General features: G+C 55.5%; 13 protein-coding genes. 6 read left to right on the top strand and 7 right to left on the bottom strand.

Features of this window, described 5'->3' with window-relative positions; translation table 11 throughout:
- Nucleotides 1-228: 228 nt before the first annotated feature.
- Entirely contained in the window at nucleotides 229-1857 is a 1629-nt protein-coding gene (locus tag AC2FH9_RS05035; protein ID WP_496871004.1) for an acyl-CoA synthetase, read from the top strand.
- Here the strand turns inward: AC2FH9_RS05035 and AC2FH9_RS05040 are convergent.
- The 7 genes from AC2FH9_RS05040 to hmgA all read right to left on the bottom strand — a co-directional run bounded on the left by AC2FH9_RS05040 (nucleotide 1854) and on the right by hmgA (nucleotide 8515).
- On the bottom strand, nucleotides 1854-2189 hold the full coding sequence (locus AC2FH9_RS05040; protein ID WP_142639094.1) for a DOPA 4,5-dioxygenase family protein: 336 nt from the start codon (nucleotides 2187-2189) through the stop codon (nucleotides 1854-1856). The genes AC2FH9_RS05035 and AC2FH9_RS05040 overlap by 4 nt on opposite strands.
- An 88-nt stretch (nucleotides 2190-2277) precedes the next feature.
- Complete coding sequence (gene maiA / locus AC2FH9_RS05045; protein ID WP_496871005.1) at nucleotides 2278-2916, bottom strand: maleylacetoacetate isomerase; 639 nt, start codon at nucleotides 2914-2916, stop codon at nucleotides 2278-2280.
- A 19-nt stretch (nucleotides 2917-2935) separates the two neighbouring features.
- Entirely contained in the window at nucleotides 2936-3133 is a 198-nt protein-coding gene (locus AC2FH9_RS05050) for a DUF2783 domain-containing protein (RefSeq protein WP_271951493.1), read from the bottom strand.
- A 5-nt stretch (nucleotides 3134-3138) separates the two neighbouring features.
- The gene (locus AC2FH9_RS05055) at nucleotides 3139-4749 is read right to left on the bottom strand and encodes an FAD-dependent oxidoreductase (protein WP_496692093.1); all 1611 of its coding nucleotides are present in this window, start codon (nucleotides 4747-4749) and stop codon (nucleotides 3139-3141) included.
- 127 nt (nucleotides 4750-4876) lie between these two features.
- Nucleotides 4877-5827 carry an MBL fold metallo-hydrolase gene (locus AC2FH9_RS05060; RefSeq protein ID WP_496871006.1) on the bottom strand — a complete coding sequence of 317 codons (951 nt, stop codon included), beginning with the start codon at nucleotides 5825-5827 and terminating at the stop codon, nucleotides 4877-4879.
- A gap of 10 nt (nucleotides 5828-5837) precedes the next feature.
- Complete coding sequence (fahA, locus tag AC2FH9_RS05065; protein WP_496871007.1) at nucleotides 5838-7094, bottom strand: fumarylacetoacetase; 1257 nt, start codon at nucleotides 7092-7094, stop codon at nucleotides 5838-5840.
- A gap of 65 nt (nucleotides 7095-7159) precedes the next feature.
- Nucleotides 7160-8515 (bottom strand): homogentisate 1,2-dioxygenase, encoded by a 1356-nt coding sequence (gene hmgA, locus AC2FH9_RS05070; protein ID WP_496871008.1) that lies wholly within the window; start codon nucleotides 8513-8515, stop codon nucleotides 7160-7162.
- A 58-nt stretch (nucleotides 8516-8573) separates the two neighbouring features.
- On the opposite strand from hmgA, the gene AC2FH9_RS05075 reads away from it, so the two are divergent.
- The 5 genes from AC2FH9_RS05075 (at nucleotide 8574) to AC2FH9_RS05095 (ending at nucleotide 14925) form a co-directional block, all read left to right on the top strand.
- Entirely contained in the window at nucleotides 8574-9026 is a 453-nt protein-coding gene (locus tag AC2FH9_RS05075) for a MarR family winged helix-turn-helix transcriptional regulator (protein WP_142639108.1), read from the top strand.
- A gap of 61 nt (nucleotides 9027-9087) precedes the next feature.
- Complete coding sequence (locus AC2FH9_RS05080; protein ID WP_282022217.1) at nucleotides 9088-10326, top strand: adenylate/guanylate cyclase domain-containing protein; 1239 nt, start codon at nucleotides 9088-9090, stop codon at nucleotides 10324-10326.
- A 255-nt stretch (nucleotides 10327-10581) separates the two neighbouring features.
- Entirely contained in the window at nucleotides 10582-11973 is a 1392-nt protein-coding gene (locus tag AC2FH9_RS05085) for an MATE family efflux transporter (protein ID WP_496871009.1), read from the top strand.
- Nucleotides 11970-12401, top strand: coding sequence for a glyoxalase superfamily protein (locus AC2FH9_RS05090; RefSeq protein WP_496871010.1), 432 nt, complete (start codon nucleotides 11970-11972; stop codon nucleotides 12399-12401). Before AC2FH9_RS05085 ends, AC2FH9_RS05090 begins: the two co-directional genes overlap by 4 nt.
- A gap of 673 nt (nucleotides 12402-13074) precedes the next feature.
- Complete coding sequence (locus AC2FH9_RS05095) at nucleotides 13075-14925, top strand: DUF3604 domain-containing protein (protein WP_496749385.1); 1851 nt, start codon at nucleotides 13075-13077, stop codon at nucleotides 14923-14925.
- The last annotated feature ends 66 nt before the right edge of the window (nucleotides 14926-14991 follow it).

Genomic DNA, 14991 nt, shown 5'->3' on the forward strand with positions numbered 1-14991 from the left:
AATTAGCGTGTGCACATCTTACAGAGGCGGTGTCGCCTCGGCTTGTATATTCGATGGCTCAGATCAGCGTGAATGGCCAGTACAAGATAGGGCCAGATCGGGTAGGTTGGTATCGCCAGTCGGGCGCAGCACAGTAATTTGGCCGCCTCACGCCGTATTTCTACGGGTTTGTCATAGGACTATGTTTGTGTTCAATTCGCGCAACTTACGATTTGGGAGGATCCGCAGATGACAGGGGCCAACATATATGAACGCCACTTGGATCAATGCCAGGCGAATTATACGCCGCTGTCACCGCTAAGCTTTATCGAACGGACGGCGCAGGTCTACCCTGATTACCCGTCAGTTGTTTATGGCGTCCGCCGGTATTCCTGGGCCGAAACCTATACCCGTTGTCGTCGACTGGCGAGCGCTCTGGATAGGCTTGGAATAGGGCGAGGCGATACAGTTTCGATCATCGCAGCAAACATCCCCGAACTGTACGAGGCCCATTTTAGCGTTCCCATGGCCGGCGCCGTGCTGAACGCGATTAACACCCGGCTGGACGCGCCGATCATTGCCTTCATCCTGAACCATGCGGAATCCAAGGTGCTGCTGGTCGATCCGGAATTTTCTGCGGTGGTGCAAGACGCGCTGGAACAGGTTGATCACGATATTCTCGTCATCGATATCGAGGATCCCAGCTTTGATGGTGGCGAGAAAAAGGGCAGTCTGACTTACGATGCACTCTTGGCCGAAGGCGATCCCGAGTTCGCATGGTCCCTGCCAGCGGATGAATGGGATGCGATCACGCTGAACTATACGTCGGGCACCACAGGCAATCCCAAAGGTGTCGTCTATCATCACCGCGGCGCGGCCCTGAATGCGCAATCCGATCTGCTGGACTGGGGCATGCCCCGGCATTCTGTCTATCTGTGGACCTTGCCGATGTTCCACTGCAACGGCTGGTGTTTCCCTTGGGCCATGGCGGCAAATGCAGGGGTCTCGGTTTGCCTGCGGGCGGTTCGGGATGAGCCGATTTATGCCGCCTTCCGGGATGAGAAGGTCACGCATTTCTGCGGTGCGCCGATTGTTCTGAACATGTTGGCCAACGCGCCCGATCACCTTAAGGATTTCGATCACGAGATCAAAGTGATGACCGCAGGCGCTCCACCTCCGGCGGCTGTGGTTAAGAAGATGGAGGATATGGGGATAGAAGTTACCCATGTCTATGGTCTGACCGAGACTTATGGTCCGTCCGTGGTCTGCGCCTGGAAGGATGAATGGAACAGCAAAGAAGGCGAAGAACGCGCCGCTTTGAAGGTTCGTCAGGGTGTGCGGTATTCGGCCCTGTCCGGGCTTATGGTGGCCGACCCGGATACGTTGGAGCCCGTGCCTGCGGATGGCGAGACGCTGGGTGAGATTTTCATGCAGGGCAATGTTGTCATGAAAGGGTATCTCAAAAACTCCGATGCCACGGACAAGGCGTTCCGGGGCGGCTGGTTCGCCTCGGGCGATCTTGGGGTGATGCATGCGGATGGATATGTCGCACTCAAGGACCGGTCCAAAGATATAATCATCTCGGGAGGTGAGAATATCTCATCGGTTGAGGTTGAGGATATCTTGTACAAGCACCCCGCCGTGATGGAGGCCGCCGTGGTCGCCCGCCCCGATGACAAATGGGGCGAAACACCCTGCGCCTTTGTTGAACTCAAACCAGATGGGCAATCGACAGAGGCAGAGATCATCGGGTTCTGCCGGGACAACATGGCCCATTTCAAGGTGCCTAAGACGGTGGTCTTCGGTCCTTTGCCAAAGACCTCGACCGGCAAGATTCAGAAGTTCAAGCTGAGAGATCAGGCGAAGGCGTTGGGTTAAAGCTGGTCGAAGATCGACAGATCCAGATCCAGCATCTCACCCATCCAAATTGCGCGGTCGCGGTGGTCTGCCAGATGCTCGCCGGTTTCGGGATGGGTGAATATCGTCAACCCTTGCCGATTCAGCGTCAGCCAGGGAATGACCTGATCAAATGCGTCGGCTGCAAAGCCCAACTGGCAGCTCCACCTTGGATGTGGGCCTACATTGCGGGCGTGCATCCGCCCCATTGCAACTGGGAACAGGCGCACTGCTTCTTCACAGAGCTGCCGGGCGGTATCCTGCGTTTCTGCATCAAAATAGACATGGGCGTGATAGCCGATGATTTCGGGCATCGGGGCCTCCTGCATTTTGTTTTGAAGAACGTAAGGCAGGGGTCAGGCAATTCCCATTCGCATCGGCACACAGACCCTGTGCAGAGGATCAGGTGGGGGCGTGTTGATCGGGATGGGCTGCGGCAAAGGCTGGGTGTTTGGCGCAGGCGGCCTCTACGCCCAGGATACGGGGCAGGTCGGTCAGATCGACCTGATAGCGGCGGGCATTGTACATTTGTGGGACCAGGCACAGATCAGCCAGCCCTGGCTGCGGCCCAGTGCAATATGGGGTCTGTTGGAAACCGCCCAACTGGGCTTCGAACGCCAGTAGACCCGGTCGTATGAAATGGTTCATCCAACTGCCAGGCATACCTTCTGCATTCCCACTGAGCGCGGTTGCATGGCGTGCGACTGACAAATTGCAGACTGGGTGAAGATCAATGGCTATGGTTTGTGCCAGCGCCAGTGCTTGTGCGCGAATACCGGGTTCCGCAGGAAGCAACCCCAGACCCCGTGTCATGTCCAGATAGTCGATGATTGCCAAAGATTGCGTCAGCCGCAGCCCGTCAATCTCAAGCACAGGAACCAGCCCCTGCGGGTTGCGCCTCAGATGCGCATCAGATTTGTGATCTCCGGCGACAAGATCGACAGACACCGCACGATAGGTGATGCCAGCCAAGTTTAACGCGATCCGCACCCGGTAGCTGGCCGACGAGCGCCAATAATCATACAGAACTACGCCACTCATCGCTGGCCTCCTGTTTACGTCAATTCTCGTTCAGCTTGGCGGCTTTCAGGGCTTCAGACAACACCTCGGCATTTCCGATATGGTTGGCTAGCACCAGTACCAGCCGCGCATTCAGCGCGTCGCTGTCGGATTTATCCAGCCCGTCATGGGCGGCGATCAGTTCAAAATAGAAATCATCTGCATTGTCCAGATTAGGGGTGAGGATCAGTTGGGTCATCTCGCTTACTCCTTACCGGTGGCCCTGCGGATCGCCTGCCGGAATGCGTTTTCTTCGTACGTATCACGGCGGGCGGCCACGTGTTGATCGGGACGGATCAGATAAACCGCGCTGGTGGCATCCCCCAGATAGCGGCGCTTGAGCGCCAGGGTCGGATCGTCCTTAACCGACAACGCCAAGCGGGTTGCCTGAACCCCGTCTTCCTCAAGAGTGTCTGGTGCGTCGGCGTCAATCGTCAAAAGGGTAAACTTGCCCGCGAGTTTCGGCAGCAGGAACGCGGCGCCGAGGGGGGCATCCGGGCACGCAGCGCCGGGACGGGTGATATCTGGCCCGTTCAGCGCATCTGCGGAATTCAACGACGAGCCCGCATAGGTACAAGGTGTGCTCAGACGGCCGGAATTCACCAGAGGGCGCGCGAATTCGTAGTGCTCGCCCAGGTCAAGAACGGCGTCGCGCAACAGGCGGGACATCTGGGATTTCGGCGTGATAAAGTCGGTCGAGCGACTGGAATAGGCAATATTCTCATCAGCGGCCTGCACCCGTTCATGGCTGTAGCTATCCAGCAAATAATCGGGCGCTTTTCCGTCGATAACCAGCTTCAGCTTCCAACACAGGTTGTCCGAATCCTGCACACCCGAATTGGCCCCACGCGCACCAAACGGGCTAACCTGATGGGCGCTGTCGCCGGCAAACAGGACCCGGCCATACCGGAATCGCTCCATCCGGCGACACTGGAAGGTATAGATCGAGACCCATTCCAAATCGAATTCGACATCTTCGCCCAGCATCTCCTTGAGGCGCGGGATCACATTCTCGGGCCGTTTTTCCCGTTCCTTGTCGATATCCCAACCCAGTTGCAGGTCAATGCGCCAGACATTGTCGGGCTGTTTGTGCAGCAGGGCGGATTGCCCCCTGTTGAACGGTGGATCAAACCAGAACCAGCGTTCGGAAGGAAAGTCAGCCTCCATCACGACATCAGCTATCAGGAAGTTATCTTCGAACACGCGCCCGTCGAAATCCAACCCGAGCATCCTGCGGGCCGGAGAGTGTGCGCCGTCACAGGCGATCAACCAGTCGGCTTCTATGTTGTAGGGGCCTTCGGGGGTCTCTACCTCAAGCGTGACATGGTCCTCATGGGTGCCGATCGCCTCGACCCTATTGCGGCCGCGAATATCGATTGGCGCGCCTTCAGCTTGGAGTGCGCGCAAGCGGTCCACAAGGATCTGTTCTAGGTGATATTGCTGCAGATTGATAAATGCCGGATTGGCATAGCCTTGTTCTGGCTGCAAATTGAACTCATAGATCTGTCTTGTGTCGAAAAAGACCTTGCCGGTATCCCAAAGAACACCTTTCCGGACCAAGGGCTCTGCGCATCCAAGCCTGTCGGCTATGTCCAGCGTGCGCTGTGAAAAACAGATGGCCCGGCTGCCAAAGCTGACCTTGTCATTTTCGTCCAGAACGACAACCTCAACGCCCTGTTGTGCCAGATCAATAGCTGTGGCCAAGCCGATTGGCCCGGCGCCGATGACGATCACCTTGTGGCGTATTGGGGCTACGGCGTCCTGATCGGGATTTCGGGCGTAGGCGTAAAGCGGTATTTCGAAGATCTTGTTCATGGGGCTCTCCCATTGCGCTGCGCTGAGGGTCCTTTCCACCAGCCGTTCAGGCTCAGTGGTCCCGATCCCAGGGTCTCACCAATCCGTCCTGCGAAAAACGATCTGGATCAAATGCGACCGTATGTCCTTAACTCTGCAAGGCTTCCCACATCTCCAGATCTCGTTGGGCGGTCCAGATGCGCGGGGTGTCGATCCCGCGCGCCTCGTCATAGGCACGGGCGACGTTGAAGGGCAGGCAGTGTTCATAGATCGCGTAATCGGCGAATTTCGGGTCGCATTCGGCGCGCACCGCGTCCCATGCTTCTTTCAGGCTTCCTCCGCGCGTCGCAACTTTGGCTGCTGGACGATAGGTGCTGTCGACAAAATCGCGGGTGTTTTCGATGGCTGCATTGACCATGTCCTTGCCGACCAGGGCATCGCCACGGCCTGGCGCAATGGCGTCGACATCAAACCACTTGATCTCATCCAGTGTATCGCCCCAGTCGCCGAAATGCCCATCGCCGCAGTAGCAGGCCGAGTGATACTCGACGATGTCACCGGTAAACATCACATTCTGATCGGGTACATGGATCACGATATCGCCTGCTGTATGTGCGCGGCCCAGATGCATCAGGTCAATCCGACGTTTGCCCAGATACACCGTCATGGTGTCGCTGAACGTGGTCGTGGGCCAGGTCAGACCGGGAATGCTTTCGTGCCCTTCGAACAGGCGCGGGAAACGCTGGAACTCACTGTCCCAATCTTCCTGTCCCCGTTCCACCACCATCGCGCGGGCCATGTCTGACATCAGGATCTGCTGCGCCCCAAAGGCGCTGGCACCCAGAACACGGACGGCGTGATAATGGGTCAGCGCCACATGCGTGATCGGCTTGTCGGTGACCGAGCGCACGCATTCGATTACCTTGTTGGCCAAACGGGGCGTCGCCTGTGCCTCGACAATCATGACACTGTCATCACCGATGATGACGCCCGAATTCGGATCCCCTTCGGCGGTAAAGGCATAAAGCCCGTCTCCTACCTCGGTGAACGAGATTTTCTTTTCCGACATGTCCCCTTGGGACGCAAATGCCTTGGCCATTTCTGGTTCCTTATCGCGAATATGGGTTTTTAAGCGCGGGCAGCACGGTTCCGGCACATTCGCCAAATCCGATCGTGTACCCTTTCCCCTTGGCCGCCCCTGTCAGGGTCAGCGTGTCGCCATCCTCGATAAAGCTGCGGCTTTCGCCGGTCTCCAGCGTTAGCGGCTCTTTCCCGCCCCAGCTGAGCTCCAGCATCGAACCGCGCTCGGGCTTTGTCGGGCCAGAGATGGTGCCGGACCCCAGCAGATCGCCGGTGTTCATCGGGCAGCCCGAGGTCGTATGATGGGCCAGTTGCTGCGCGGCGGAGTAATACATCTGACTATAGTTTGTCCGCGCAATGGTCGTCGGGGCCTTGCCGTCCGGAGCCATCGTGATCGACAGATCAATGTCATACAGCATCGGGCCGTTCTCTTTGAGGTGATCCAGCAACTCAAAATCCCGCTCGGGCGTGTCACAGCGGAAAGGTTCCAGCGCCGCCTTGGTCACGATCCATGGGCTGATCGACGTGGCGGTGGCCTTGGCCTGAAACGGCCCAAGCGGCTGATACTCCCACGCCTGAATATCGCGGGCGGACCAGTCATTCAGAAGGACATAGCCAAAGATATTGTCGTCTGCCTCTTGTACGGAAATTGGTCCGTCAGAGGGCGTGCCCACGATGGCGCCCATCTCAAGCTCGATGTCGAAACGACGGCTGGGAAGGAAGGCCGGAAGGTCCTGATCGGGGGATTTCAACTGACCCCAGGGGCGGCGGATATCTGTTCCCGACACCACGACCGAAGACGCCCGGCCATTATACCCGATGGGAATATGCAGCCAGTTAGGGGGCAATGCATTCTCTGGTCCACGGAACATGGTGCCGACATTTTGGGCGTGGTGCCGACCGGCGTAGAAATCGGTATATTCGCTGACGGCAAAAGGCATGTGCAGCTCGGCATCTGCCTGCGCCACAAGCAAAGGTGCGACGTCCTCTTGTGCCGCGCTGCCTTCGGCCAGCAAATCCATCAGACGGTTGCGCAGGGCGGCCCAAACGGCGGGGCCTTGCTCCATCAGCGGGTTCCAGAAAGGCAGGTCGAACAGCGGTTCGTCGTCCAGAACGACCAGTCCCTCGGCCTCGGCAGCTGTGACATCAAGGATCATGTCGCCGATTGCAACACCACAATGCGGGTCTTCGCCGCCTGTCGAAAACACGCCATAAGGCAGGTTGTTCAAAGGAAAAGGGTGATCGGCGGAATTGGCCGAGCTCACCCAGGATTTCTTCAATGGCATTTTGTCTCCAAACCTCTGTCAGGGGCCAAGATTTTTCGTCGAAAAATCTGCGACCTCAATCGGAATTATTTCTTGCCTGGTGTACCGTCGAACTTTTTCTCAAGCGACGTCCAGCAGTCAATGTAATCATCCTGCAGCGGGGCCTCGGTCGCTGCAAATGATGTCAGATGCTGCGGGAACCGGGTTTCGATCATGAAGGACATCGTATTATCCAACTTATCCGGTCCAAGGTTCGAATTCGACGCGTTGTCAAAGGCATCCTGGTCAGGTCCGTGCGGCAACATCATGTTGTGCAGACTCATGCCGCCGGGAACAAAGCCCTGTGGTTTGGCGTCATACTGGCCGTAGATGTTCCCCATCAGCTCGGACATGATGTTCTTGTGGTACCACGGAGGACGGAACGTATCTTCGGCCACCATCCAGCGTTCGCGGAACAGGACAAAGTCGATATTGGCTGTGCCCGGCTGTCCGGACGGCGCGGTGAGTACGGTGAAGATCGACGGGTCAGGGTGGTCAAACAGGATCGCCCCCACCGGGCAATATGTGCGCAGGTCGTATTTGTACGGGGCATAATTGCCGTGCCAGGCGACTACATCCAGCGGGCTTTGCCCAATCTTTGTGGTGTGGAACTGCCCGCACCATTTGACAGTGACGGTCGATGGTACCTCACGGTCTTCATAGGCCGCGATAGGTGCCTTGAAATCGCGTGGGTTGGCCATGCAGTTGGCGCCGATAGGGCCGCGTCCGGGCAGTTCGAATTTTTGCCCGTAATTCTCGCAGACAAAGCCGCGGGCAGGGCCCTCAAGAACCTCAACCCGATAGACCAACCCGCGCGGCAGAATGGCGATTTCCTTGGGTTCAAGGTCGATGATCCCCAACTCGGTCGCAAAGCGCAGGCGGCCTTCTTGCGGCACCACCAGCAATTCGGAATCGGCCGAGAAGAAATAGTCATTCACCATCGATTCGGTGACCAGATAGATGTGGCTGGCCATCCCGACCTGCGTATTCACATCCCCTGCTGTGGTCATCGTGCGCATGCCTGTCAGCCATGTCAGCCGATCTTGGGTATGAGCGACGGGGTCCCAGCGATACTGGCCCAGGCTGGTAACATCTGGGTCAACACAAGGTGCCGATTTCCAATAGGGCAGGTCGATCTTATCGTAGCGATGCGAATGCTTCACCGAAGGGCGGATACGATAGCACCAGGTGCGCTCGGGTGGGTTGGCGGTAAAGGCAGTGCCGCTCAGTTGTTCGCCGTATAGCCCATAGTTGCAGCGTTGCGGGCTGTTCATGCCCTGCGGCAGCGCACCGGGTAGGACCTCGGTTTCGAAATCATTGCCAAAGCCGGGCATATAGCCCGGATGGGTGCCAGCGGGCGTACTGGCCTGGATCATTTTATGCGGGTCTGTCGGATGGTTCATCCTTGGCTCCTGCTGTTTTCTGCTTGTGAGATAATAGTTGATTTTGTAACTAACAAGCATGACAAAGACAGAAAGTACCGAAAGAGACGGGTTTGATCTGCTGGATTTCCTGCCCTATCTGCTGAACCGGGCAGCCGAGGAAAGCGCACTGGAATTTCAGCGTGTATACAAAGACCGCTATGGGATGCTGCGCACGGAATGGAGAGTGTTGTTTCATCTGGGCAATTACGGAGAATTGAGCGCGAAAGAAATCGGTCAACGCGCCCGGATTCACAAAACCAAGATAAGCCGCGCGGTCAGCAGGCTTGAGCAGCGCCGATTTCTTGTCAGGACCGTCAGCCAGACAGATCGCCGCGTTGAACATCTTGCATTGACCACGGCCGGACGGTCGGTTTATCGCGAATTGCGCGGTATTGCGCAGCAATATGATGCTCAGCTTGCCGCAATGTTCACAGAAAACGAGGCTACCTTGTTGCGCAAAATGTTGCGAAAGCTGGCTGATATGAATTGACCTCTGGTAATTCGAACCTTTCGCTCCCAGATGGAAGCCAGAGCGGACACAGGAATGTGAAATGACAGCCCCGAACCAAAACGCGGCAAAATCAAATGATCTGATCAACTGGCTGGTGACGCGGGGCCTTGAAGGTGCCGAAAAAGAAGAATTGCTGGATGGCTATTGCACCCGTCTGATTGAACTTGGTGTGCCCCTGATGCGATTTCACGCGGCGCAATCGGCGCTGCACCCGGTATATGGCGGCACCGGATACAGCTGGTATCAAGACACCGGCGGTGACTATCAGAAATTCGAGTATTCAGAAGAGACCAGAGAAGACTGGATGAGCAGTCCTCTATATGCGATTTTACATCACGATCTTGACGGCGTCCATGAACGCATGGTCGATCAGAACGAGCCCAGCCGCTATCCATTGATCAATGAATTACGCGAAGCTGGTGCGACCGAGTATTACGCTAAAGGTGTGAATTTCGATCCGCGGTCGCAGACCTCAAAAAAAGCCGTAGATGGAGTCCTGTTGTCGTGGGCCTCGAACGCGCCGGATGGGTTTCGGGAACAGGATCTTGACCTTATCAATACGGCCCTGCCCCATTTGGGCCTGGCACTAAAGTCAGCCTCGAACGCGCGGATATCCAAAGATCTGATGCGCGTCTACTTAGGTCGGGATGCTGGACGGCGTGTTTTGTCGGGTGAAATTCGTCGCGGATCCTTACAGCAGATCGACGCCGTGATATGGAATTTCGACCTTGAAGGCTTTACCAGCCTGTCCGAGAATCTGCCCGGGATCGAGATCATCGATATGTTGAACGACTACCTGGCGGTTGCCGTTGGCGTCGTGCACGATAATGGCGGCAATATCCTGAAGTTCATGGGCGATGGACTGATGGCTATGTTCAATGTCGGCGAGATTGAAGAGGACGTGCAGGCGGCCCTGCAGGCGGTTCCCATGTTGCAGGACCGGATCGCCGAACTGAATGCGCAGCGCGAATCCGCTGGACTGCCGGTGGCCAACTTCACACTGGCCTTGCATGCGGGCGAAATTCTGTATGGCAATATCGGTTCTGAGACACGTTTGGATTTCACAGTGATCGGCCCAGCGGTGAATCAGGCCGCGCGTATCGCTGGGATGCATCGGTCCTTGGGGCAACGGATACTGATCTCGGATGACGTAGCCCGCGCGGCGCAGCCCTGCGATCAGGATCTGATCTCGGTCGGGCGCTATATGCTGCGCGGTGTGGCCGAGCCGAAAGAGCTGTTTACGGTTTATAATGTTGCCGGAACGCAATCAGGCGTTTGAGCGTCCGGTTTGAGCCCATATTAGCGGTTTTCTGCAACGCGGCGAAAGTCAGCTTCCGCAAAACCGGATGCAGTCTAACCGCTTGACGACAGAAAAATTTCAGATTAGCCAACGTACAGGCTGTGGACGCCTGCCTCCCGCTGACTTTTGTCTTGGTTAAGTTCTGCGACGTAATTCTCTATCTACCTCTTTCCGCATATCGCGCGGATGGTAATGCGGGTCCCATCTCAAATTGCGCGATCAGGCAAGAGAGATATGACCGATAGCCCCACTAATACATTCACCGATGGGCCGCTTGGCACCATCTATTTTAGGACCGCACTCCCGATAATTTTCGTGATGGGAATGAATGGGCTTCTGTCTGTTGCAGATGCGCTGTTGCTGGGCATTTATGTAGGCCCTGATGCGCTGGCTGCGGTCACGTTGATGTTCCCGATCTACATGCTGATTGTGGCGCTTTCCACGCTTGTGGCGAACGGCATGTCGAGCCTTCTGGCGCGATCCCTTGGCGCGGGTGACGTGAACGGCGCGCGTGCCACGTTTACAGGCGCACACGGGCTGGCAATTGGATTGGGCGCAGTTCTGATAGTGTTGTTCCTTCTATTGGGCCAGCCAGTTGCATTGCTGGCCGCTGGTGGGTCAGAGACTTTGGCGCAAATGGGGTTGGTCTACCTGCGGATTACGGTGTTCTTCTCACCGCTTTTGTTCGTGTTGTCGGTAAATTCTGATGCGCTGCGCAACGAAGGGCGCGTGGGCTTTATGGCCGCGATGAGCCTGCTGGTTTCGATTGCAAACATCGGGTTCAACTACGTACTCATCGCCGTTCTGGACATGGGCGTAGCTGGGTCAGCCTATGGCACAGCGGCGGCACAAGCGCTCGCGTTTGCGATCATATTTGCGTTCCGATTGTTTGGGGAAACATCGCTGCGTCCTGCGACCTTGCTGTCCCATTCCGTATGCGGAAAATGGGGGCGGATCCTCGCACTGGGTGCACCACAAAGCCTCAATTTCATTGGACTAGCTCTCGGGTCGGCCGCGATTATCTCAGCCCTCCAATGGATTGGCCGCCCGGGTTACGCCGACACAATTACTGCTTACGGGATCATCACGCGGGTCATCACCTTTGCTTTCCTGCCACTTCTGGGCTTGTCGTTTGCAATGCAGACGATCACGGGCAACAACTATGGTGCTGAACTTTGGCAAAGGTCAGATGCAAGCCTGCGCATAGCACTTTGGGTCGCGTTTGTTTATTGCGCAATCGTGCAGGTCGTTGTGATTAGCATGCCTAGCCGGATCGCCAGCGCGTTTGTAGACGACACGTCGGTCATTGCAGAGGTTGCGCGCATCTTGCCGGTCATGACATGTTTCTTTTTCCTGTTGGGCCCGTTGATGATGATTTCGACCTATTTTCAGGCGATTGGATCTGCAGGAAAGGCGGCCCTTCTAGGGCTGACAAAACCTTATGCCTTTGCGATCCCGTTGACGTTCCTGTTGCCCCTCTGGTTTGGCGAAGTTGGCATATGGTATGCGGGCCCGCTGGCCGAAGTGATGATGTTGGGTCTCACTATTGTAGTGCTGTGGCTCTCCGCCCAAGACCCAGAGTTAAAATGGGGTATTTTCCACACCAAAGAAGGAGCGGCGTCATGAACACGCAATTTCCGTCAGCTACGCAAGCCAAGGATCAAGCTAAGCGTTTGCGCACAAAATTGACCGAGGAAGGGGCATCGATCGGCCATGCCAAGTCCCTCGAGTTGGTCGCCCACCAACACGGGTTCCGCGATTGGAACACGATGTTTGCAGCCATCGGAAACGGACCAACCAAGGGATGGGCCATCGGGGACAAGGTCAGCGGAACGTATCTATCGCAACCGTTCACGGGGCATGTGATCTCTATTTCGATCATGAAAACAGGATGGTTCCGGTTAGAGCTGCACTTGGATGAAGCCGTAGACGTTGTCACATCCGAAGGCTTCTCAAATTTCCGCTCGCGCATTCGTGGTGTGATTGGTCCCAAAGGACATTCTGTTGAACGGACAAGTGACGGGCAGGCACACCTTCAAATCAATTTATGCTGACAGGGAAATCCGGTTCTTAAATTCGTCAGCTGCTGTTGGCGCGATTGAAGCCGATGGCCGTCTTGTCTAGCAACCTGCGAATATGTCGTATTAAAAATTCTGCGCAATCGACGAATGGCAGATTTTGCCGCTGCCCTGCGGCAGCGGAACCTGACCTCTTACGGCGATTTTCGTGCTGCGAGCACGCGCAGCAAAAATACCGAAGGTACAGATTGGGCTCAAAGCCGTCATCTGACAGTTTTTGTATGGTTCAAACGATCAGAAGTGGTGGTCGATGTCTGTTGTGCGGACTTTCCCGACATTCACCTGATTAGGTCGATAGCCGCTAAGGGCCCCATTGCTGACCTTGGTGCGGGGTTGCGATGAAGGTTCGGTCTGATGGCAGGATTGATTGGAAATGCACTTCCACGCATTATCGGTTTCACGGTGTTGACCCATTTTAGTCACGGCCCTTTAAAGTTTTGAATGATAGACACAATTGTGTGAGCTGTTTGATTCTGTACCTGCTATCGATAGATGCTGAATTTGTGTCTCGTCTGTCGTACGGTGCAGCTGAAAGAAAATTACGATTGACCAGGTAGGCAAACAGGAATTCACAATGGAGAATTTTGCTACTCATCAGATTTTTCGCACCGTTTTTCTTGGCTGCGTTCTTTCCCTCGCCCATCAAGCCATGTCCCAGGAATTGGGTGATCTGGGGTCTCAGCCGACTGAGAATATCGAGTACTCACCTTACATAAATGACGATTATCCAAATCAGGTTTTTTTTGGTGATACACATTTACATACAGCTTACTCGGCCGATGCCGGTCTGGTCGGGGCAATTCTGACCCCAGATGACGCCTACAGGTTTGCCAAGGGTGAAGAGATCACCTCGTCCAATGGAATTCCTGCGCGTTTGCAGCAGCCATTGGATTGGTTGGTGGTGACGGATCATGCAGAAAACCTCGGCCTACCAATCGCTCTGGAAGAAGATAGCCCCGCTCTTCAGGAGAATGAGTGGGGGCGCAAGATCAGCGAAATTTACGCACCACGTACAGATGAATCCAGGGCCTTGTCATATGATACTTGGATGCAAGACGCGCTTAACATTGTCACCGACCCGCTTGCTGGAACTGGTTTCAGCGAGGCCATGTGGCCGCGCGTAACGGCTGCTGCCGAACAACACAATCAGCCGGGCGCATTTACTGCGTTGATCGGCTATGAATGGACGTCTGGACCAAACGGCAACAACTTGCATCGGAACGTTATTTTCCGGGATGGTAAAGCACTGGCAGATCAAATTATTCCGTTTAGCGCCTATGATTCCGAAGACCCTGAGGAGCTTTGGGACTGGCTTGAAAACTACGAAAGTTTGACCGGTGGGCAAGTGCTGGCAATCCCGCACAATGGTAACCTGTCAAACGGATTGATGTTTGATGACACGACCCTTTCCGGCGAGCCGATTGATCGCAACTATGCGTTGCGCCGTCAACGGTGGGAACCGGTCTATGAGATTACCCAGATCAAAGGTGATGGTGAGGCACATCCCTTGTTGTCACCACAGGATGATTTCGCGGATTATGGAACCTGGGACAAAGGCAGCTTTGGACCAGAGCCCAAGACAAACGATATGTTGCCTAAAGAATATGCCCGCAGCGCATGGAAGCGCGGCATGGCCTATGAAGATGATATTGGGGTGAACCCGTTCAAATTTGGCGTGGTTGGCTCAACGGATTCTCATACTGGCCTGTCCACAGCGCAGGAAAGTAATTTCTTCGGCAAGGTGTCGCTTGTTGAACCTTCGGCCAATCCTCATCGCTTTGAAGAGCGTATCACAGGGCGTTTTACTCCGGATGACCCATCTGATGACTTGACCCATGCAGACGGGCTTGCTGCAGGGCTTGCGGCAGTATGGGCGCGTGAAAACACACGCGAGGGGATTTGGGATGCGCTAAAGCGCAAGGAAGTCTTTGCAACAACTGGCACACGTATGCGCGTACGCGTTTTCGCGGGGTTCGGTTTTACTGAAGATGATCTTACCCGTTCCGACTTTGCCAAATTTGGCTATGCAAACGGAGTGCCGATGGGCGGTGATTTAATCGCTGACGACCAAGCGCCCCCGCCCAAACTTCTGGTTCGAGCGCTGCGTGACCCGAATGGAGCCAATCTTGATCGTGTTCAAATTGTTAAGGGGTGGCTCACAAAGTCTGGCGATCTGAACGAAAAGGTTTTCGACGTCGCATGGTCAGATGATCGTGTCGTCGGAGATGACAATAAACTGCTGCTGGTTGGCAATACCGTCGATGTCGAAACCGCAACTTACCGCAATTCAATTGGGTCCCCATTTCTCGAGGCATTTTGGGAAGATCTCGATTTTGATCCAAGCCAACGCGCATTTTACTATGTCCGTGTTCTGGAAATCCCGACGCCGCGTTGGACCACATTTGATGCTCTGATGTTTGGCGTGGATCGACCTATTCACCTTAAGCCGTGGCAACAAGAAAGAGCCTATTCATCGCCGATTTGGGTCACACCAGAGTAACACTCCAAATGACGCGCTAACACCTTTGCTCCTGTTTGTTGAGAGGGGCTGAAAACCCGCATTGCA

The sequence above is a fragment of the Ruegeria sp. CDSC081 genome (assembly GCF_059610485.1).